Genomic DNA, 18,144 nt, shown 5'->3' on the forward strand with positions numbered 1-18,144 from the left:
GTGAAACTGATCAGAACAGCTACGGTCGCGGTGGCGTTGACCGCTGCGGTAGCAACCGGAGCGGGCCACGCCGTAGCAGACCCGTCGTCGGACACGGTGAACTACCAGACGTCGGTCAACCCGGATGGATCCGTCAAGACCATCCTCGACGCCGGCCTGTTCCGGGTCGATGCGACGAGCGAGACAGTGTCGATCATCGATCAGTCCGGTGCCACGCTCGCATCGGTTCCGCTGGAATACACCGTCAACGGCACGGTCTACTCGATCGCACCCCTGATCGGTGCGGAGGGTCGCGAGCTGACCTTGACTCCGCAGACTGTTCCCGTCGCGGACGTTGCGGGTCCTCGTACCAAGCAGCAGGCGTTCGACAACATGGTCAACCAGCTGGCCATCGGCTGGAACAACGGCGGCGGCGTCGGCACGGCAATCGGTGCAGGCCTCGGCTTCGCCATCGGCTGCGTATCCATCTTCCCGAACTTCATTTCCGGTTGCATCATCGGAACTGTGATCGGAACGGTCGCCGGAACGGTAATCGGAATCAACAACGGCAACCCGCAGGCTCAGCCCGCGGTCTTCGAGTACTTCACCACTCCGTAAGGCGCGGCGAGCGTCGACAAACGGCGAACTGAAACGGAGGGTAGGGCGCACGCGCCCTACCCTCCGTTTTACGTTCGGCCGGTCAGCGCTCGGCGCATGGACACGGCCTTGACCATCGTTTCCTCGAACTCCTCATCGGGATCGGAGAGTGCGACGATCGCACCGCCTACCCCGTACGTCACCTCGTGCTCGGTGGCGACAATCGTGCGGATGACGATCGAGAAGTCCGCAGTACCCGTGATCGAGAAGTAGCCGATGGCACCCGAATACACCCCGCGCGGTCCGTCTTCGAGCTTGTCGATGATCGCCATGGTGCGAATCTTGGGGGCACCGGTCATGGATCCACCCGGAAATGCAGCGCGGATACAGTCCGCCGCCGACGCGTCGTCGCGCAGGCGCCCGCGAACCGTGGACACCAATTGATGTACAGGAGCATAAGTTTCGACATCGAACAGCTTCGGCACGTGCACCGAACCAGGAATGCAGACCTGAGCCAGATCGTTGCGGACCAGATCGACGATCATGAGGTTCTCGGCCTTGTCCTTCTCGTTGGCCACGAGGTCGGCCTTCAGCGCGTTGTCCTCGTCGGAGGTCGCTCCGCGCGGACGAGTTCCTTTGATCGGCTTGGACTCCACGATGCGGTCCGCGTCGATTCGTAGGAAGCGCTCTGGTGACGCGCTCAAGACCGAGACCTCGGGAAAATTCAAGAACGCACTGTACGGAGTCGGGTTGATTTCCCGCATGTACGAATACGTGGCCGCAGGGTCGATCGAACCGGCCGATGTAGCGGTGTTGGTCAAGCAGACCTCGTATGTTTCACCGGAGCGGATTTCGGCGAGGCACTGGGAAATCAAATCGAGGTAGTGGGCGCGATCGTGCCGCAGTCGCGGTTCGAGCGAGTGCTCTGCTCCGAGCAGGGGAGTACCGGACGCGCCTGCACCGGAACGGGCCGCATGTGCGGATTGCCCGGACAGTCCACGCAGTGTGGCGGTTACCGAGTCGAACCACTGCGCCAGGACGGGGTCACCGGGCGTGGTGGCCAATCCCATCAGGTAGAGGGTGCCGGCCTCGTGGTCGAAGACCAACGCGCGATCCGCGAAGACCATGGAGGCGTCGGGGGTGGCAGCTGTATGCACCAATTGTCCGCCGGTATCGGCCTTCAACTCGTAGCCGAGATATCCGACGTAGCCGAGTCCGAAGGCAAACGGAAGGTCGTGGCGAGGGGGAGTGACTCGCTCGCGCAATCGATCGTCGATGTAGTCGAAAAATGTGGAGTGAACGAGCTCCGTCGTACCGTCGGCACTCTGCACGGTCACCGTGGTCTCGGCAACGGAGTAGGTCACGTACTCCGCGTGCGGCCCCGAACAGTCGCCCATGACGGTGAACCTGCATTCGGGCTCGAGTGCTGCGCTGCCGTCCAGCCAGAAACTCTTCGTACCGTCGGCGTAGAGCGTGGTGAATACCTGCTCGGGATCGAAAGCCTCGTCGAGAGAGCGAGTTTCGATGGTGAACATGGAATCCTGGGTACCTGCAGCACTCGATGCGTTGGACTGTGCCAATGTCAGGTCTCTGAAGTTGGCGAGCAGCTCGCGTCCGTACTCGGTACTGATGGACTCGGGATGGAATTGCACTCCCCACATCGGCTTGCTGCGATGCCGAACTGCCATCACCAAGCCGTCGGGTGTCCATGCGACTTCCTCGAAGTCGGCGGGAGTGCGGGTCACGACCAGTGAGTGATACCGAACTACCGAGTAGGGAGTCGGAATCCCGGCGAAGAGATCGACACCGGTATGAGTGATATCGGTGATCCTGCCGTGCATCGGTGCCGGTGCAAGATCGACACTGCCACCGAACAGGTGGCACAGCCCTTGGTGCCCGAGGCACACACCGAGGATCGGCAGACCGGATTCGGTGATCACTCGACTGCTGATGCCGAAGTCCTGTTCCACATCAGGGCGTCCGGGCCCGGGGGAGATGACCACGTTGTCGTAGGCGCCGAAGTCCAGAGACGTCCACTCGACGTCGTTCTTGACCACTGTCGGCGGACGGCCGTTGACCTCCGCCAAGAGGCTGTACAGGTTGTAGGTGAACGAATCGTAGTTGTCCACGAGGAGTGTGTTGATGGTCATCGACGTGCTCTACCGTTCACTCTCAGGGCCGAGCCCAGCGGCCGGAGCGTCGATGATCAAGTCCTCGACGCGACATGCTTCGGCAATCATCGATCGATACAGTTCTTCGAGGAAGTCGGGGGACAGACCATTTTCCGACGCGAATTCTCGGGCGCGCTCGGTCACCAAACCGACGCGTCCGGGTTGCATCATCGGAATGGCATGTTCCCGCTTTACGTGTGCAACTCGGACACACACATCGATACGGTCTCGAATTGCAGCGCGCAGAACTTCGTCGATTCCGTCCAACTCACGCCTCAGCTCGACGAGCTTCTGTTCGCCTACTGCGCGATGACCTTCGGATTTCGCCTCGGAGGCAGCTGTGCGCAGAGCGTCGTTGGAGCGTTGATCAGAATCCTGGCTCACGAGTTACTGCCCCCTGATGTTTTCGACTCCAGTGGTGATGATTATCGGAATGCACCGACAATTGTTACGGCAGACATTGCCGCTCGACCTCCTGCGCGGTAATCGATGCTCGATCATGACACCTCGCGCGGTTTCACCGCCACTCAACAGTATTGGAACCCGCGAAAGCGCGACGATAAACACACCGCCCTCTTCCGGAACGTACGTCGAGTTGGAACAGCACAAAAAAACTGCACCGCCGGATTGTTTCCAATCAGACGGTGCAGACGACGATACTCATGCTCCGCGGCGCTTGACCTTCAACAAATCCAAGCGCTCTTTGAGGAGTTCTTCCAGCTCGTCCACCGAGCGCCGTTCGAGCAGCATGTCCCAGTGCGTGCGCGGCGGCTTGACCTTCTTGGCCTCCGGCGCGGTTCCCTCGATCAGCGACCCTTCGAGACCGTTTCGGCAAGCCCAGGTGCCGGGGATTTCTGCGTCGTCGGCGAAGGGGACGTCGAACTCCTCGCCGTTGTCGCATCGGTAGCGTGCAACGCGGCGAGGTGCCAGGTCGTGATCACGATCGGTCTCGTAGCTCACGGCTCCGAGTCGGCTACCTCGAAGTACACGATCTGCCATGGTGAAGTCCTCTCCATCGATAGTAGGTACGCGCGTCGGTGTCATCCGTCGACACCGAGCTACACCGTCTACCCACTGATCTACAACGTCGCCGCGCGTCGGTTCGTTCCCGGGCCGATGGAGCCCCGGCGCGATGCCATCGTCGCAGCTGGTGAATGCATCTTACCTTCCGGCCGCAGTAGGCTGAACGACCATGTCCGTCAGAACCCGCCGTGACCAGACGTGCACATGGTGCGGACGCCCTGTCGCCGACTCCGGAACCGGACGCAAGCGACGGTACTGCCGTCAGTCGTGTCGCCAACGTGCCTACGAGCAGCGCAGTGCGATGAAGGAAACCTCGATTCCCGACGACGCCGTCATCTTGACGGCCGAAGAGGCGTCGGCGGCTGCCGATCGAGCGTTCGAGGTTCGCTGCGCCGCCGAGGACGTCAGCACCGCAGTCTCGGAAGGTGCCGACGCCACGGAACTGCACCGCTTGTGTGTCGAACTGTTGACCAAAGCGCGCGATGCGGAGCGGCTGCGCTGAGGAAGACAGGGAAGGTCCGGTGGATCGACCACACTGAACTGTGGTTCCACCCTCGTTCACCGGCAGCATGGACAATGGACGGAGTTCGCGCATGTGCGCGGATGAAAGAACACGAAGAGGAGCTCCATGGCGTTCTGGGATCAACTCAAGTCCAAGGCACAGGAACTGAACGGGCAGCTGCAAACCAAGACCAGCCAGTTCAAGAACAAGGAATTTGCCAACGGCAGCATGGCCATGTGCGCGCTCATCGCGGCAGCAGACGGCACCATCGATCCTGCCGAACGTCAGAAGACAGCAGCCCTGATCGCCGGTAACGAGGCTCTGCGGGTGTTCGAATCCGACGAACTTCGTCAGAAGTTCGACTGGTACTGCGACAAGCTGCAGGGTGACTTCGACTTCGGGAAGGTCGAAGCAACTGCCACGATCGGCAAGCTGAAGTCGAAGCCCGACCAGGCGCGAGCCGTCATCCAGATCGGCATCATCATCGGCGGCGCAGACGGTCATTTCGACGATCACGAGAAGGCTGCCGTCCGCAACGCATGTTTCGCAGTGGGAATCGATCCGGCCGAATTCGAGCTCTGAGACCTTCCGACCGATAGAGGACGAACATTCGATTGCAGCAACGGCGATCGGCAAAGGTACGCCTTCGCCGATCGCCGTTGTCGTCGGGACGGTGTGCGCTGTGATTTAGCCGGAATGCCGGGATACTTGGGTCACTCCGACTGCATATGCCGATGTCGTCGCGCCGTTGGAGATCCGGTTGCGACCCACCAGCAGAGAGACCGTGCATGACAGTTGCCGCGATCTACCTCGTCATCGCCTTCGGCTTGGGCGGACTCGCCATGGCGGTCCGGCTACCTCCACTGGTCGGCTTCCTGGCGGCCGGCTTCGTCATCAATGCCCTCGACATCGGTGATGTGCCCCAACTCGAGCTGATGGCAGACCTCGGCGTCACATTGCTGCTGTTCGCCATCGGTCTCAAGCTCGACGTGCGAATTCTGCTGCGCCGAGAAGTGTGGCTGACGACGTCGATCCATCTGGTCGTCAGCGTGGTGCTCGGTACCACCGTCCTGTGGCTCGCGGCCGTCGCCGGAATGGCCATGCTGTCCGGGCAGAGCACGACGACGATCGCATTGCTCGCCTTCGCAATGTCTTTCTCGAGCACAGTATTCGTCGTCAAAGTTCTCGAAGAACGAGGCGAATCGCACGCACTCTACGGTCGTGTGGCCATCGGTGTGCTCGTGATGCAGGACATCGTTGCCGTGGTGTTCCTTACCGTCACCAGCGGCACACTGCCCAGTCCCTGGGCGGTGACTCTCGTACTCCTGTGGCCCCTGACACGGATCCTCCGAAAGGTATGGAGCGGGCTGGGCCACGGCGAGATGCAGTCGCTCTTCGGCATCGTGATGGCCCTCGTTCCGGGTTACGCCTTGTTTTCCGCGCTGGGGCTCAAAGGAGATCTGGGAGCCTTGATCATCGGCGTTCTTCTGGCATCGCATCCGGCTTCCTCCGAGCTGTCCCGATCGTTGTTTCATGTCAAGGAACTGCTGTTGGTGGGCTTCTTCGTTTCCATCGGCCTCTCCGGGTTGCCCGATGTTCCCAGCCTCGGAGTCGCCCTGCTGATGGTGCTCCTACTGCCGCTCAAATCGGTGCTGTACCTGGTGCTGTTCGCCATGATGAAACTGCGGTATCGAACCGCGCTGCTCGCGGGATTGAGCCTGATGAACTACTCCGAATTCGGTCTGATCGTCGTCTCGGTGGGAGTGACGACCGGGCTGCTGGCACCGGCGTGGCTGGTCGAGATGTCGATCGCCGTGGCGTTGAGCTTCGTCGTGTCGGCTCTGGTGAACGGCCGGGGGCACCTGATGGTGGAGAAGATCGCGGCGCGGTTGCCTGATCAGGACGATCAGAGCCTGCACCCGGAGGAACGCTCCGGGGACGCGGGCGACGCCGAGGTCGTCGTGATCGGGATGGGGCGTGTCGGATTCGCGGCGTATCAGCGGCTTACCGAGCACTACCGGCTCAGCGTGGTGGGGGTCGACTACGACGGTCCTCGAATTCGTCGACTCGCGGAACAGGGTCTGCGAGTGCTGGAGGGGGACGCTACCGATCTCGATTTCTGGAATCAACTGCGGCACTCGGAATCCGTGCGGATCGCGGTGCTGGCAATGCCACGTCACGGAGCCAACGTCACAGCACTCGCCTGTCTCCGCGAATCCGGATTCAGCGGAACCGTCGCGGCCGTCGCCCGCTACGACGACGAAGTTCAGTGGGCCAAGGAACACGGTGTGGACATCGCGTTCAACGTCTACGCCGGTGCCGGACTGGAGCTGGCGGATCAAGTGGGACACGGTGCCCCAAGCCCCCTCGGCGACGGAGTCGACCCCGAGTCCGACGAACCGCACATACCGGGCAACTCCAGATGAGCCGGCGGGACATCGACCGATCGATCAGGTACTGCCTGCCGCTCCGCCTCCTCCACCTGCACCTCCGCCCGAGGCAACAGATCCGCTACCACCGGACACGAACACTCCGGAGAACGCCGCCCAGGGGAGCACCACGGGCCCGCCCGTCGCGTATTCGGCACCCGCGGGTGATGTGAAGGCTCGCAGCGGCGTGTCATTCCCGGGGTCGGTTGCGGCCTCCAGTCGTTTGCGAAAATAAGGGGCCAAGCCGAATGCAACGATGTCGGGCAGAGCTGCATCGAGATCGACCGACTCATCGTTGTCCTTGGCGGCCTGTTTCAGTCCGTCTCGGTATGCCTCCCAGGGGCGGGAGGCGTCCAGGCCTGCGACCGAGAACCGTGAGTACACGATCGCCGTCGACAGTCCCGCAACGAAGAGTAGGGCCGATGCCACTACCGCAAGCCACATCGTCGGGGCACCCGACGTCGCAACGGCGATTCCTCCGATCGCGACCGTTCCGCCGAGTACGCCCAGACCGGCCAGCACTGCCCGGCGTCGACCTGTGCCGTCGGCAACGAATCCGCTGGAGTGCAGTCTTTTGTCCACGAGATCTTTCGTTGCGCCGGGACCCCGCGCGACCTTCGTCAACTCGTCGCCGTGTACGACATCGTCTTCTGCACGTTCGGCGAGCATCGACCAGACCGCCTGTTGGACATCGCCGCGGACACGGGTTCGATCGAGAAGCCTGATCCTGACTGTTCCTCTGTCGAACTTTCCCGGCTTCTTGTCCTGCTCGAAGGTGAGCGCATCGGCGGTGGCAAGCGCCAGTACGGTCCCCGGTACGCCGCTGGGCTGCGCGCTGCGGTGTACCAGAGCGGTCGCGTACGCCGCGTCGGTGGCCTGGTCCGGTCGGACCGTGGTCGGGGATTGTTGGGAGACAGTCGGTTTCGCGCGGGTGCGAAACACCGTTACCACCACGAGCAGCCCGAGAAGCGCGATCACCGAACCGGCCCATGGCAGCCATGTCGAGCCGGGACCGTCGGCGACCCTGTCCAGGGCCGTCACTGGCGGACCGTTGCTGATGTCGGACCTCAGGCGGTCTATCCCTGCGGTCAGGCTGCCAGCGACGTCACCATCTCGCAGCGGCGGAATCAGTGCGTCCTCGACGATGGCCTCTTGCTCGTCCCGCGGAACGCTGCCGTCGTCGTACGTGCTGCCGAGAAAAATACCCGCGCGAGCCTCGTCGACCTTTCCCGGCACCCGGTTTATCAGGATCGCGCCCGCAGTGTCCTGGTCTACGCCTGCCGCGGACACCCATCTCTGCTGCAGGTCTTCGACCTGATCCAGCGTGTCATCGGAATCCGCATCGAGTTCACGCACGTAGGCGATCACGTCAGCACCGGTTTCGGATTTCACGTTCTCCAACTGACGCTGGATGTCCGAGATCTGCGACGGATCCAGCGAGTAACCCGTTCGGTCGTAGACACGCTGACTCGATGTCAGCGTGTCGAAACCGGCGTCGGCCGACGAGTCGTCGGAGCAACCGACGAGGCCGAGTGCCGCGAAGAGGGCGATCAGTACCGCGGTAACCCGGCGGTTCGAGCTCCGACGACGGGATGTCTCAGTGAACGCGTCCATCGACGAATGCTAACCAGAGGTCTTGTGCGGTAGCCAGCACATTCGACCGAAGCGACAGCAAATATCGGGACAGCCGCTTAGCCTTAATTCGTCACTGTGACGAATTAAGGCTAAGCGAGCGAGTGTAGGAGAGGGCGTACCGTCCGAGCCGAAGTGAGCCGATCCCATGACAGTGGACAGACAAGGGCCGGCGGCTGCGAGAGCTGCTCACTCGATGCGCGCCACATTCCTCGTATGCATGTCGACACCGACGAGCGGAATGACATCGACTCGAAACCGAACAGTGAAGAGCTACGGCCGAATCGACAATTCGAGGGAAACTGTCCGGGTTCAGCGAACTGCACGTCGGAAGTTTTGCCGATAATCAGCATTATGTCAACTAACCTTCAGTTCCTGCATCGGATGCGCGATCCCCTGAGGCCGCGCCTTGGCCGCAGCTACCAGGTCACCGAGAAACACGCGGTGCGGGCCGGCGGCAAGTACGTCTCCCCGCGACAACGACCTCTGGTGAGTGCGGCGGCTAGCTAGGAGTCGGACAAAGATCGGACTGACTGATACCGGGCAAGACCGACAGTTGCGCCGAGCACGACGACTACGACTCCGATTACTACCGTGAAGACGGGCGAACTTGTGTTGAAGTTTCTCCACCACGCAATAGCGATACCTGCGCCGCTAGCGAGAACGGCCCCCACTGGAAGGAGTGCGGCAAGCCACCTCACCGTCGACGGGTTGTGAGGATCGTGGCGAAGGATGAACCACACGCAAAGAAGTGAGCACAGGTAGGCCAGCAGACCCGCCGAAGCGTAGAGCGGAAGAACAAAGGGACCAAGATCGAAGGACCAGCGGTTGGAAAACCCTCCGACGACGAGAAGTAGGACGACCGCCGAACCCATAACGATGCCGACGAAAGAGGCCGGAACAACCAGACCGAGCCGAAGTGCGCGACCAGACACTCCTCGCTCGTCTGCCAGCTGGCGGAAGGTCCGAGTCCTGTCGTCGCCCAAGACCGTGGTCACACCGTGCCCATCACGGTGTGCGCCTGCGAGTTCGGCTTCCAATTCGTCAAGCAGTTCGGCCCGATCGACACCGCGCACACCGCGACGTCTCCACAGGCGATTCGCCTCCCTCAACACGTCTTGAATTCTGCTGTTCTCGACATCTGCAACAGAGGTGTTCATGAGACGACCTTTCTGTTGTCGACTGAGTCGGCCGATCGAAGAAGCGAGGTGACGCTAGAGGACACAGCAATCCATTCGGTCGTGCCGCTCTCCAATGCATCCTCTCCGATTGCGCTGAGCGAGTAATACTTCCGAGGCGGACCAGACGGAGATGGCGATTTCACGGAGACCACGAGCCCAGTCTTTTCCAGGCGAGCAAGCAGCGGATAGGCCGATCCTCCCCCGACCAGCAGGTCTTGCTCGGCAAGTCGTCGAGTCAGTTCGTAGCCATAGACGGGCCGTTCTTTGAGTAGCGCCAGTAGACACAAGTCCAAAACCCCTCGAAGCACCAGGCTTCGCCTCTCGACAGCACTCATGCTCAACAAGGTAGCTGCTGCTAGCTTGTTGAGCAAGAGAGAGCGTCGGAAAGCCGGGCTTCACCAGTAGAAGTCTGCATATCGTTCTGGCTCAAACCTCGTCCTGTCGCGCCATTCCGTGCACCGTCGAGTTCCATGACTTCGACGAGATCGAGTTGGACGAGATCGAGTTGATTGCCGTCCGGTGTGCGCCGGGGGTATCCCCACATCAGGCGGTGGCCGTCGATGCGTAGATCTCGGAACGGGTGGAGCGACCGCAGTTCGTTGCCGTAGGGGCGGCGCGGAGTTGCTTCCTCGAGAACGTAGTCCAGCGCGATCCCGCCTTCGACGATTCCTGACGTCTGGCCGAGAAGTACTGGCACAATAGGGCTTTCAAGTGTCGCGCCGTCTGCGTGAAGTGCCGCCAGATGAGAACGACCTGGCCGTCACCGTGGGATCGGTCAGCTGGTGCACCGAATGGGTCGGTATCGAATTCAGTTCGCTCGGGTCAGGCGGGGAAATCGGCGCTACGAGAAAGCGTTTCGTTCGATCGAATGTCGCCAAGGTTCCGTTCCAGCGCGTCGATCACGGCGTCGTACCCGCTGTTGCCAAGGATCAGCCGGCGTGGCGGCGGGCCTTGGGCCATCGCTGCGATCACCGCACGAGCACCGCGATGCGGATCGCCCGGTTGCACGCCGTTCATGCCGACGAAAGCGGCACGGACCTCGTCCAGCATGTCGTGGTATTCCGGAATCGCTTCCGCGACCGGCTCGTCGACGAATCCGACGTATGCGTTCGTACGGAAAGCCCCCGGTTCGACTGCCAACACGGAGATGCCGTACTCGGCGACCTCCTGGCGCAGCGCGTCGGTGACGGCCTCGATCGCGTACTTCGTGGCGCTGTAGTAGCCGAATCCGACCGCCGCCAGAAGCCCAGCCACTGAGGACACATTGACGATCCACCCGCTTCCACGGGTGCGCATCCCTGGTAGCACTGCACGCGTGACGGACAGTACTGCGAAGAAATTCAGCTCGAACATCGCCCGCATCGATGCTTCGTTCATTCCCTCGATCGATCCGAACCAGCCGCGGCCGGCGTTGTTGACCAGCACGTCGATACCGCCGAAATGCTCTTCGGCCGCTCGTACCGCCAGCTGTACCTGTGCCGCGTCGGTGACATCCATCGGCAGGACGAGAACGCGGTCACCGTACTCATCGGCCCACGACGTGAGTTCCCCTGGACGCCGGGCGGTGAGTACCACGCGGTCCCCCGCCTCCAGCGCTACCTCGGCGTACGCCATACCGAAGCCGCCTGGTGTGCCACCGGTGATGAACCATCGTTTGCTCATGGCTCGATCACCAACCGGTTGATCAGTGCGCCGTCCAGGGTGAAGCGATAGTGCAGATCGACAACTCCCCCTGGGAAATTGCCTTCCAGGTGCTGCGTGACGTCGACAGTCGTGCCGGTAGTGGTCGCTCCGGTGAACTCTGTCGTGTAGGTGTACTCACTCTCACTGACCGAGGCGGTCAGCCAGGCCTCGATCTCGTCGCGGCCCGAGTGGTCGTGGCCCTCATCGGTCACCACTGCATCTGCGGTGAACACGGTGAGCGCTCGGGTGCCTTGGCGGGCGTCGAGTGCGGTCATGAACTTCTTTACGGTGTCCGGGAGTCCATCCCATTCTGTGGTCATGCCACCACCGTGATGCCTCCCCCAGGGGGAAGGTCAATACAGGGTCGACACACCGGTGTACGTGCCCGACATTCGCCTTCACGTGGTCTGGGAAACACTCCCCGCGGTTGCTGGGACGGACCGCAGAAAGCACCGAGCCGACTCCAGCCGATCGGCGTCGTAGTGTGTCCATTTCGCGGCCGGCACATCCTGGCGTCCCACCTCACTGAATCCCCGTCTGCTGAAGAAATCTGCAGCATCACCGCTGACGGTCACAGCGAACAAGTTCGCGATCCCTCGCTCGCGACAGAGATCCATCAATCCATCGATCAGTAGGCCCCCAGCGCCGAGACCGGAAAACTCTGCGACCGTGATCAAGCCCGACACCTCGCCGAATCCGGTTCCGACGTATCGGTCGACCTCGAGTCCCACAATTCCGGCCAGGTGTCCGGTGCGTAGGACCCGAGCTCCCAGCCCACCGGCCGCCATCCTCGCAATCTCGATCCGGCTGCGCCGCTTGAGAACCCCTTCGCGGACCCCCTGCGCGACCAGCGTCTCGATCGCCGGAAAATCGTCCACCTGAAGCGATGCCAAGTGTAGGTATCGACCCTGGGTCAGGACGGTGCCGCGGCCGTCGAAGGTGAACAGCTCGAATTCGAGATCCTCTGCACGGCAGAGATTTACGCTGTAAGCACCGCCTGCAAGCGCCTCCTGTGCAGCGTGCGGGAAGTCCTCGAGCCCTCGTTCGGCCAAGTGACGGGAAAGACGCTCGCGGTGCACGTCGATATCCGCGAAGCTACGAGGCGGAGTCCCCCAGCCGCCGCCCGGATCGGTGAGCACCATTTTGGACGCCCGGACGCTCGCAGCTACCGACCCGGCGGTGCGTGCGACGTCGGAAGCCTCGGTCCCGATCACGACGCATTCCGAGTCCGCGATGGCGAGCCACAGACGGGCAACTGCCTCGTCGGTCCACGCGGTCGAACCGTCCATGGAAAGTCCACCGACCGCAGTAGAGGCGTCCGAAACGTATTCGGACGGAACGACAAAGATGAACCGCGTATCCCCTGAACCGAACTCTCCCACTGTGCGGCTGACTGCGTCCAGACCCGCGGCGCTCACGACGGGTACTGCGACCACGATGGTGACCCCGCGGAACTCTTCGATGAAGAAGTCCCGCTCGGAAACAGGCACGCCACTGGAAGTCAGCTCGACCGCTGCCTCGAGCGGTGCTGCCCGCCTCGTCCTCACCGTGCGCGGACTTGCTCGAAAGTCGTCGTTCGTCATGATTGCTTCAGTCTGGACTGTTCCCACCGCACCCCGCAACGCGTCCGGAACTCCGCTGCGGCGTACGCGGTAGCACGATCAACCACTCGACGACTCATCGACGTTGTTGCTTTCGACTACGTGTGGTGGCCGGCACGGACTGGCTATGCTCCGAACATGACGACACGAGGCATCGTGTTTTTCGACATCGACGGGACGCTTGTCCCATCGATGTCCAGCGGCAGTTTTCTCGCGTCACGCTTCGGTCACCAGAAACAACTCGATCATGCCGAGCGGCTGTATGCCACCGGTGAGCTGACAAACGAAGAGGTGAGTGTCATAGACGCCGAAGGGTGGCGTGGCATGAGCACCAGGACCGTCGAAAGGTGGCTCGATGATCTCCCACTGATCGACGGTATCGAAGAAGTGACGTCCTGGTGCCATGGCCATCGGATCGAACCGGCCCTTGCCTCGCTGGCTTGGCAGCCCGTCAGTAATTCGATCGCGCGGCGGTACGGGTTCACCGCCAATGGCGGACCGCGAGTCGGCACCTCCGAGTTCGTCTATGACGGGACGGTGGCCGAGCACTTCGACGAATACGACAAGCGCGATCGTGCGCTCGCGCTCGCAGCCGAGCGACGTATTCCAGTGCAGCAGTGCTGCGCGATCGGTGACAGCCGGTCCGATGTTCCGTTGTTCGAGGTTCTTCCCGCGTCGCTCGCCCTGAACGCGAGCCCAGCCGCCCGAGAGGCTGCCACCGCAGCGATAGCCACCCAGGATCTGACCGCAGTCATACCTTGGCTGGAGGCGTGGGAACGCGGACTCGACCGATCCTGATCAGCGATCTTCGGACAGAGCCCGGCTCGCCGCAACGGAAGCTGCTCGTGTGCCTGGTACCGGCGACCAATTGATGACGACGTCAACAGGCTCCAAGGGTCAGGATAGGTGCCGCCGATGACGCCTGCGCGATATTCTCTGCCTATGGCAAGCAACCCCGCAGTCAGAATCTCCGGGCTGCGAACGTTGATCGACCACCCCCGCACGGGCAGCTCGGAACGGGACACGGCGCAGCGCATGCTGAATCGGATACTTCGCACGTCGCGGCCGATCACCGACGCTCGTCGACAGCACGGTTCGAGCCACGGCCGTCTCGGCCGACATTCAGGCCTCGACAGCATCGCCGAGATGATTCGCGACGACATCACGATGGCCCGCACCGACCGTCCCTCCGCTACCGAATTCTCCGGGGTCGCCCCTGTGGATCCAGTTGCCAACGCACCCAAAGACATTCGGATCGAAGTCGACGTAGACCACGCCTGCGAGATCGTCGTGACGATCAGCTGCATTCCAACCGATTGGGGCTGGTACCGCGACGGCGGGATCGACGCCTACTCCCCCGCGCTTCGCGCTCTCGTCGATGAACTCGCATCGATCGTAAACAGCTTCGACCATTCCGGGGACGACATCACGAACAGATTTTTCGGTCGAGTTCGCGTCGAAGACACCATTGTGGTGTGGTGACAATTCCGTAACTCCCGGAAATTCTGAGAGGCGACCCACCACATGACTACGCTATCCACCCGAGCTGGGGCGGCCCCGTATACGAAACTCGTCCTACGACTGTACGACCTGTGGGTGATCCGACTTTCGAACAATTACGGATGGCGTTGCAACAGAGATTATTTCGTCGATCTCTACCGTCGCAACATCGGCCACCGCCACCTGGAGGTCGGTCCTGGGTCCGGCTGGGCCCTCGCGAACATCGACCTGCCCACCGATATCGACCTCACCCTCCTCGACCTCAACGCCAACTCGCTCGATCACACGGCATCCCGATTGGATGTTCCCCTTACGCTGATCGAACACGATGTTCTGGTGCCGTTGGACAAGAACGTCGAAAAGTTCGACTCGGTGTCGATCAATTACGTTCTCCACTGCCTCCCAGGCGACTGGTCCACCAAGGCCGGTGCCCTGACGAACCTTGCGGGGACGCTGACACCGGATGGGGTGTTGTTCGGATCGACCGTGATCGGTGTCGACCAGAGCTTCACCGTCCTCGGTACGGCGTTGATGTTCGCCTACAACAAAACCGGCGTGTTCGGAAATCGTCATGACGATCTGCCCGGCCTTCGCCGCCTGCTGTCCGAGATATTCGAGCAGGTCGAGGTGACGATGGTCGGCAATGTCGCGATCTTCGTGGCCAGGCGGCCTCGCACGCGACCGTAGACCCGGTCGTCGCTCGCATCCTTGTGTGTCCAGCAGGTCGTTCGGGCCCGTCGTGGCAATCGTGCACACGCATCGCACCCTCCGAATAGCATTGACCCGGTGCCGCTCGGATTACGAGCGAGCCGGATCGGAGGACCGGTGAACGATCTCACGGGCGATCCGGTGAGCCTTCGGTCGTTTCTCGATCGTTTTCCCGACTTCGTTTCACTTTCCGACTTCTCGGGAAAGGTCCTGTACATCAACCCTGCCGGCCTGGATCTGATCGGATCGACGAGCCTATCCGCTGCCATGGAGTTGACTGCGCTCGAATTCCTCACCCCTGGTGGGCTCGATCTCGCGGCAGATATCGGTTTCGGTCTGCGCGCCGACGGAAAGTGGGAGGGCTACTGCGAACTACGCCATCAGGTGACCGGTGCCGAGATTCCGGTGATGGTCACCGCCTATTCGATCGATTCCGAGGACGGTGGGCCGGATGTGGTTGTGTCCACCATTCGCCATCGACACACCACCGAACAGCGCAATGCTCGGATTGCCGCCGATGCACTCGTCGCAGGTCGGCATGCTCGAGAGCAGAAGGCTCTTGCCGATCTCAGCAGATTCGCCGTCGCCGCAGACCGATCCGAACTGCTCACCGCCGCTACCGATACCGCCGCAACCTTGATCGGTGTCGGAAACTCGGCGATTGCCCATCTCGAACGCCCCGACGATTCTTACCTGACCATGGACGCAGCAAGCGGTGTACTCGGTATACGGCGCGATGTTCCACCGGGGGACGGTTCGCTGATGGGTTTCGTCCTGGCGAACTCCGAGCCGGCCGTCTGCAACGACCGCACTGTCGAGACGCGCTTTCGCACCGACACGATGGCTGCTTTCGGGCTCCGCAGCGGAGTGGGAGTTCCGATTTTCGACGTGGCCGGCGCCGCCTGGGGCGTGCTTACGATCCACAGCGTGGAGGCCCGTCTCTACCGCGACGAGGAGGTGTCGTTTCTCGGCTCCGTCGCCGGGATCGTGTCGGCGGCAATTCGAAGGATCGATCTGGAACGCCAGCTGAGACGACGCAGTACACACGATGCACTCACCGGTCTGCCGAACCGCACGCTCGCCTACGACGTCATCGACGCTGCGCTGGCCCGCGCGCGGCGACAGTTCGGGACTGTCGCCCTGCTGTTGCTCGACATCGACGATTTCAAGATCATCAACGACAGCCTGGGCCACGATTCCGGCGACAGGGCGCTGGTCAAATTCGTCGACCGACTCGCCTCGGCTGTTCGGGAGGCCGATACGGTTGCCCGCCTGGGCGGAGACGAGTTCCTGATCGTGTGTGAGGGAGTGGACAGCGTCGAGCATGCGAAAGAACTCGCGCGGCACATCTCGCGTTCGATCGCGGTGCCGTTTTCTGCCGTCGATGTTCCAATCCCCCTCAGCGCGAGTATCGGCATCGCTGTGTCCGACCGGAATTCGACGAGACAGGAGCTCATTCACCGTGCGGACCTGGCCATGTACCGCGCGAAGGACAGCGGCACGGGCGGCCATGCCGTCTTCGATCCAACCGATCTCTACGACGCCGATCGCATCAGGTCGCTCTCGATAGATCTCAGGGCGGCCTTGAAAGCGAACGAACTCACGCTGGCTTATCAACCGCTGGTGGAGATCGCAACTCGGAAGGTCGTTGCGGTCGAGGCGCTGGCTCGCTGGAATCACCACCACCTCGGGCCGATAGAACCCAGCGAATTCGTCAGCGTCGCCGAGAGAACCGGCCTTGCAACACCATTGGGAACCTGGGCTCTTCGCACCGCGTGTGCCGCTGCGGCACGATGGCGCACGTTCTCCGACATCGTCGTTCGCGTCAACGTCAGCGCACTCCAACTTCGAGATCCGGATTTTCCGAAAGAGGTTGCGTCCGTGTTGGCAGACACCGAACTTCCCGCTTTCGCCCTCGGTTTGGAGGTCACCGAAACCGTCTGGGTCGCGGACACCGAACGAGTCGCCGACACCGTCTCCACACTGCATTCGATGGGTGTCACTCTGCTGCTCGACGACATGGGAAAGGGACACAGTTCCATGTCCTATCTCGACCGCTATCCCATGTTCGAGAGTTTCAAGATCGACAGGTCGTACATAGCCCGGCTGCCGGCCCCACGCGCCTGCGCCATCGTCTCGGCGATCGTCGCACTCGCCCGAGCATTCGATGTCACCGTCGTCGGGGAAGGGGTCGAGACCGTGGAACAACTGGAAGCATTGGCCGCTGCCGGATGCGATTTCGCCCAAGGGTTCCTGTTGGGACGACCGGTCGATGCCGACGCGATCGCAGATTTGCTGCTCACCGAACCATGAGCGGCGAGCAGCGACCACGTTCGTGATAGCGTGCCGAAGCAGAGCTACTCGCATAGCCACCCCAGCTGCAGCAGGCACCCGCGTCGCCTCCGCCAGCGCTCGACGGGCAAGGTCTTTCACGGATCTGCGATCGAAGACCTTTTTGTTTGTTGCCGCACGCCGTGTCCTCGACCTCCGACCGGTGCAGTGGTGCCGCGGGGCCGCTGCACAGAATTCGGAACTACGATGACCAAGAACCACTCCGAGAAGCGCGCAGCACGGGCATACGCACAATTGCATTCACTCCCCTATCGTCAGGCTCTGACGTCGATGAGAGGCGCCCGCGCCGATCGCGCATCGTTGTCGCCCTTCGCTCAGCGCCTGCTGATCGAGGCTGTGGAGGGGTGCGGAATCCGCCACTGGGCGCGTGTCGAGGAATGGGACGGCGTCGCTCGGGCGGCGATAACCGACCTCGGCGGCGAGCGGTTCGTACTCACTGTCGACAGCGTGCTGATCGTGCTGCGTGAACACCTCGACAACAATCCGACGCTGCAGCCGAACGACATCGACAGCTACTTCGCCGACGAGACCGTGCAGTCCATTCTGTTCGGCGGCATCATCTACCGACTCGAACTGCATCGCGGCAGGGGCCTCGTGGCGTGATACTGAAATCGCATCAGTTGTCTCGCAGTCTGTTTCGACAGACAGTCGCTACAGACGACGAGTAGTTCTGGATTTCCGCGCGAGTTGAACTGTGTCACCGGCAAGCGGGCCGGTTCCGGCGAGGGGAGAGATACACGAAGTAGCACCGACGTGCGGACAGATGGGATCGCAAAGCGACGACCA

The 18,144-nt window shown here is 62.0% G+C and carries 18 protein-coding genes; 9 read left to right on the forward strand and 9 right to left on the reverse strand.

Annotated elements, in window-relative coordinates; genetic code table 11:
• Positions 1–597, forward strand: coding sequence for a hypothetical protein (locus O4220_RS17760; RefSeq protein ID WP_269606592.1), 597 nt, complete (start codon positions 1–3; stop codon positions 595–597).
• Positions 598–665: 68 nt separating this feature from the next.
• On the opposite strand, the gene pabB is transcribed toward O4220_RS17760, so the two are convergent.
• The 3 genes from pabB to O4220_RS17775 all read right to left on the reverse strand — a co-directional run bounded on the left by pabB (position 666) and on the right by O4220_RS17775 (position 3,746).
• Positions 666–2,726, reverse strand: a complete 2,061-nt coding sequence (pabB, locus tag O4220_RS17765) for an aminodeoxychorismate synthase component I (protein WP_269606594.1) — start codon at positions 2,724–2,726, stop codon at positions 666–668.
• A 9-nt stretch (positions 2,727–2,735) separates the two neighbouring features.
• A complete protein-coding gene (locus O4220_RS17770; protein WP_269606597.1) occupies positions 2,736–3,131 on the reverse strand; it encodes a chorismate mutase family protein in 396 nt (131 codons plus the stop codon).
• A gap of 276 nt (positions 3,132–3,407) precedes the next feature.
• A complete protein-coding gene (locus O4220_RS17775) occupies positions 3,408–3,746 on the reverse strand; it encodes an RNA polymerase-binding protein RbpA (RefSeq protein WP_027497120.1) in 339 nt (112 codons plus the stop codon).
• A gap of 193 nt (positions 3,747–3,939) precedes the next feature.
• On the opposite strand from O4220_RS17775, the gene O4220_RS17780 reads away from it, so the two are divergent.
• From O4220_RS17780 to O4220_RS17790, 3 genes are all read left to right on the forward strand, one after another.
• On the forward strand, positions 3,940–4,272 hold the full coding sequence (locus O4220_RS17780; RefSeq protein WP_269606598.1) for a hypothetical protein: 333 nt from the start codon (positions 3,940–3,942) through the stop codon (positions 4,270–4,272).
• A 126-nt stretch (positions 4,273–4,398) separates the two neighbouring features.
• Positions 4,399–4,854: a tellurite resistance TerB family protein gene (locus O4220_RS17785; RefSeq protein ID WP_027497122.1), complete on the forward strand. Its 456-nt coding sequence runs from the start codon at positions 4,399–4,401 to the stop codon at positions 4,852–4,854.
• A 206-nt stretch (positions 4,855–5,060) separates the two neighbouring features.
• Positions 5,061–6,698: a cation:proton antiporter family protein gene (locus O4220_RS17790; protein WP_269606602.1), complete on the forward strand. Its 1,638-nt coding sequence runs from the start codon at positions 5,061–5,063 to the stop codon at positions 6,696–6,698.
• Between the two features lie 24 nt (positions 6,699–6,722).
• Here the strand turns inward: O4220_RS17790 and O4220_RS17795 are convergent, their stop codons facing one another.
• The 6 genes from O4220_RS17795 to O4220_RS17815 all read right to left on the reverse strand — a co-directional run bounded on the left by O4220_RS17795 (position 6,723) and on the right by O4220_RS17815 (position 12,780).
• On the reverse strand, positions 6,723–8,315 hold the full coding sequence (locus tag O4220_RS17795; protein ID WP_269606605.1) for a TPM domain-containing protein: 1,593 nt from the start codon (positions 8,313–8,315) through the stop codon (positions 6,723–6,725).
• Positions 8,316–9,489: 1,174 nt separating this feature from the next.
• Positions 9,490–9,849, reverse strand: a complete 360-nt coding sequence (locus O4220_RS27940) for a PadR family transcriptional regulator (RefSeq protein WP_420030420.1) — start codon at positions 9,847–9,849, stop codon at positions 9,490–9,492.
• Between the two features lie 20 nt (positions 9,850–9,869).
• Positions 9,870–10,211, reverse strand: coding sequence for a hypothetical protein (locus O4220_RS17800; RefSeq protein WP_269606608.1), 342 nt, complete (start codon positions 10,209–10,211; stop codon positions 9,870–9,872).
• 125 nt (positions 10,212–10,336) lie between these two features.
• Entirely contained in the window at positions 10,337–11,176 is an 840-nt protein-coding gene (locus O4220_RS17805; protein WP_269606609.1) for an SDR family NAD(P)-dependent oxidoreductase, read from the reverse strand.
• The gene (locus O4220_RS17810; protein ID WP_269606611.1) at positions 11,173–11,517 is read right to left on the reverse strand and encodes a nuclear transport factor 2 family protein; all 345 of its coding nucleotides are present in this window, start codon (positions 11,515–11,517) and stop codon (positions 11,173–11,175) included. Before O4220_RS17810 ends, O4220_RS17805 begins: the two co-directional genes overlap by 4 nt.
• Positions 11,518–11,595: 78 nt before the next feature.
• Positions 11,596–12,780: a GNAT family N-acetyltransferase gene (locus O4220_RS17815; RefSeq protein WP_269606613.1), complete on the reverse strand. Its 1,185-nt coding sequence runs from the start codon at positions 12,778–12,780 to the stop codon at positions 11,596–11,598.
• Positions 12,781–12,936: 156 nt separating this feature from the next.
• Between O4220_RS17815 and O4220_RS17820 the strand changes: the two genes are divergently transcribed.
• From O4220_RS17820 to O4220_RS17840, 5 genes are all read left to right on the forward strand, one after another.
• Positions 12,937–13,596 (forward strand): HAD family hydrolase, encoded by a 660-nt coding sequence (locus O4220_RS17820; protein WP_269606615.1) that lies wholly within the window; start codon positions 12,937–12,939, stop codon positions 13,594–13,596.
• Between the two features lie 144 nt (positions 13,597–13,740).
• Positions 13,741–14,280: a hypothetical protein gene (locus O4220_RS17825; protein WP_269606617.1), complete on the forward strand. Its 540-nt coding sequence runs from the start codon at positions 13,741–13,743 to the stop codon at positions 14,278–14,280.
• Positions 14,281–14,322: 42 nt separating this feature from the next.
• Positions 14,323–14,985 carry a class I SAM-dependent methyltransferase gene (locus O4220_RS17830; protein WP_269606619.1) on the forward strand — a complete coding sequence of 221 codons (663 nt, stop codon included), beginning with the start codon at positions 14,323–14,325 and terminating at the stop codon, positions 14,983–14,985.
• Positions 14,986–15,123: 138 nt separating this feature from the next.
• A complete protein-coding gene (locus tag O4220_RS17835) occupies positions 15,124–17,319 on the forward strand; it encodes a GGDEF domain-containing protein (protein WP_269606621.1) in 2,196 nt (731 codons plus the stop codon).
• A 225-nt stretch (positions 17,320–17,544) separates the two neighbouring features.
• On the forward strand, positions 17,545–17,961 hold the full coding sequence (locus O4220_RS17840) for a hypothetical protein (protein WP_269606623.1): 417 nt from the start codon (positions 17,545–17,547) through the stop codon (positions 17,959–17,961).
• Positions 17,962–18,144 lie beyond the last annotated feature (183 nt).

Origin of the sequence: Rhodococcus ruber (assembly GCF_027270735.1) — a bacterium.
In the GTDB taxonomy this organism is placed as follows: Bacteria; Actinomycetota; Actinomycetes; order Mycobacteriales; family Mycobacteriaceae; genus Rhodococcoides; species Rhodococcoides rubrum_A.

Coding starts and splice junctions, on each gene's coding strand:
- pabB (WP_269606594.1), bottom strand. CDS start 2,726: ATGACCATCAACACACTCCTCGTGGACAACTACGATTCGTTCACCTAC.
- O4220_RS17775 (WP_027497120.1), bottom strand. CDS start 3,746: ATGGCAGATCGTGTACTTCGAGGTAGCCGACTCGGAGCCGTGAGCTAC.
- O4220_RS17780 (WP_269606598.1), top strand. CDS start 3,940: ATGTCCGTCAGAACCCGCCGTGACCAGACGTGCACATGGTGCGGACGC.
- O4220_RS17785 (WP_027497122.1), top strand. CDS start 4,399: ATGGCGTTCTGGGATCAACTCAAGTCCAAGGCACAGGAACTGAACGGG.
- O4220_RS17790 (WP_269606602.1), top strand. CDS start 5,061: ATGACAGTTGCCGCGATCTACCTCGTCATCGCCTTCGGCTTGGGCGGA.
- O4220_RS17795 (WP_269606605.1), bottom strand. CDS start 8,315: ATGGACGCGTTCACTGAGACATCCCGTCGTCGGAGCTCGAACCGCCGG.
- O4220_RS27940 (WP_420030420.1), bottom strand. CDS start 9,849: ATGAGTGCTGTCGAGAGGCGAAGCCTGGTGCTTCGAGGGGTTTTGGAC.
- O4220_RS17805 (WP_269606609.1), bottom strand. CDS start 11,176: ATGAGCAAACGATGGTTCATCACCGGTGGCACACCAGGCGGCTTCGGT.
- O4220_RS17810 (WP_269606611.1), bottom strand. CDS start 11,517: ATGACCACAGAATGGGATGGACTCCCGGACACCGTAAAGAAGTTCATG.
- O4220_RS17815 (WP_269606613.1), bottom strand. CDS start 12,780: ATGACGAACGACGACTTTCGAGCAAGTCCGCGCACGGTGAGGACGAGG.
- O4220_RS17820 (WP_269606615.1), top strand. CDS start 12,937: ATGACGACACGAGGCATCGTGTTTTTCGACATCGACGGGACGCTTGTC.
- O4220_RS17825 (WP_269606617.1), top strand. CDS start 13,741: ATGGCAAGCAACCCCGCAGTCAGAATCTCCGGGCTGCGAACGTTGATC.
- O4220_RS17830 (WP_269606619.1), top strand. CDS start 14,323: ATGACTACGCTATCCACCCGAGCTGGGGCGGCCCCGTATACGAAACTC.
- O4220_RS17840 (WP_269606623.1), top strand. CDS start 17,545: ATGACCAAGAACCACTCCGAGAAGCGCGCAGCACGGGCATACGCACAA.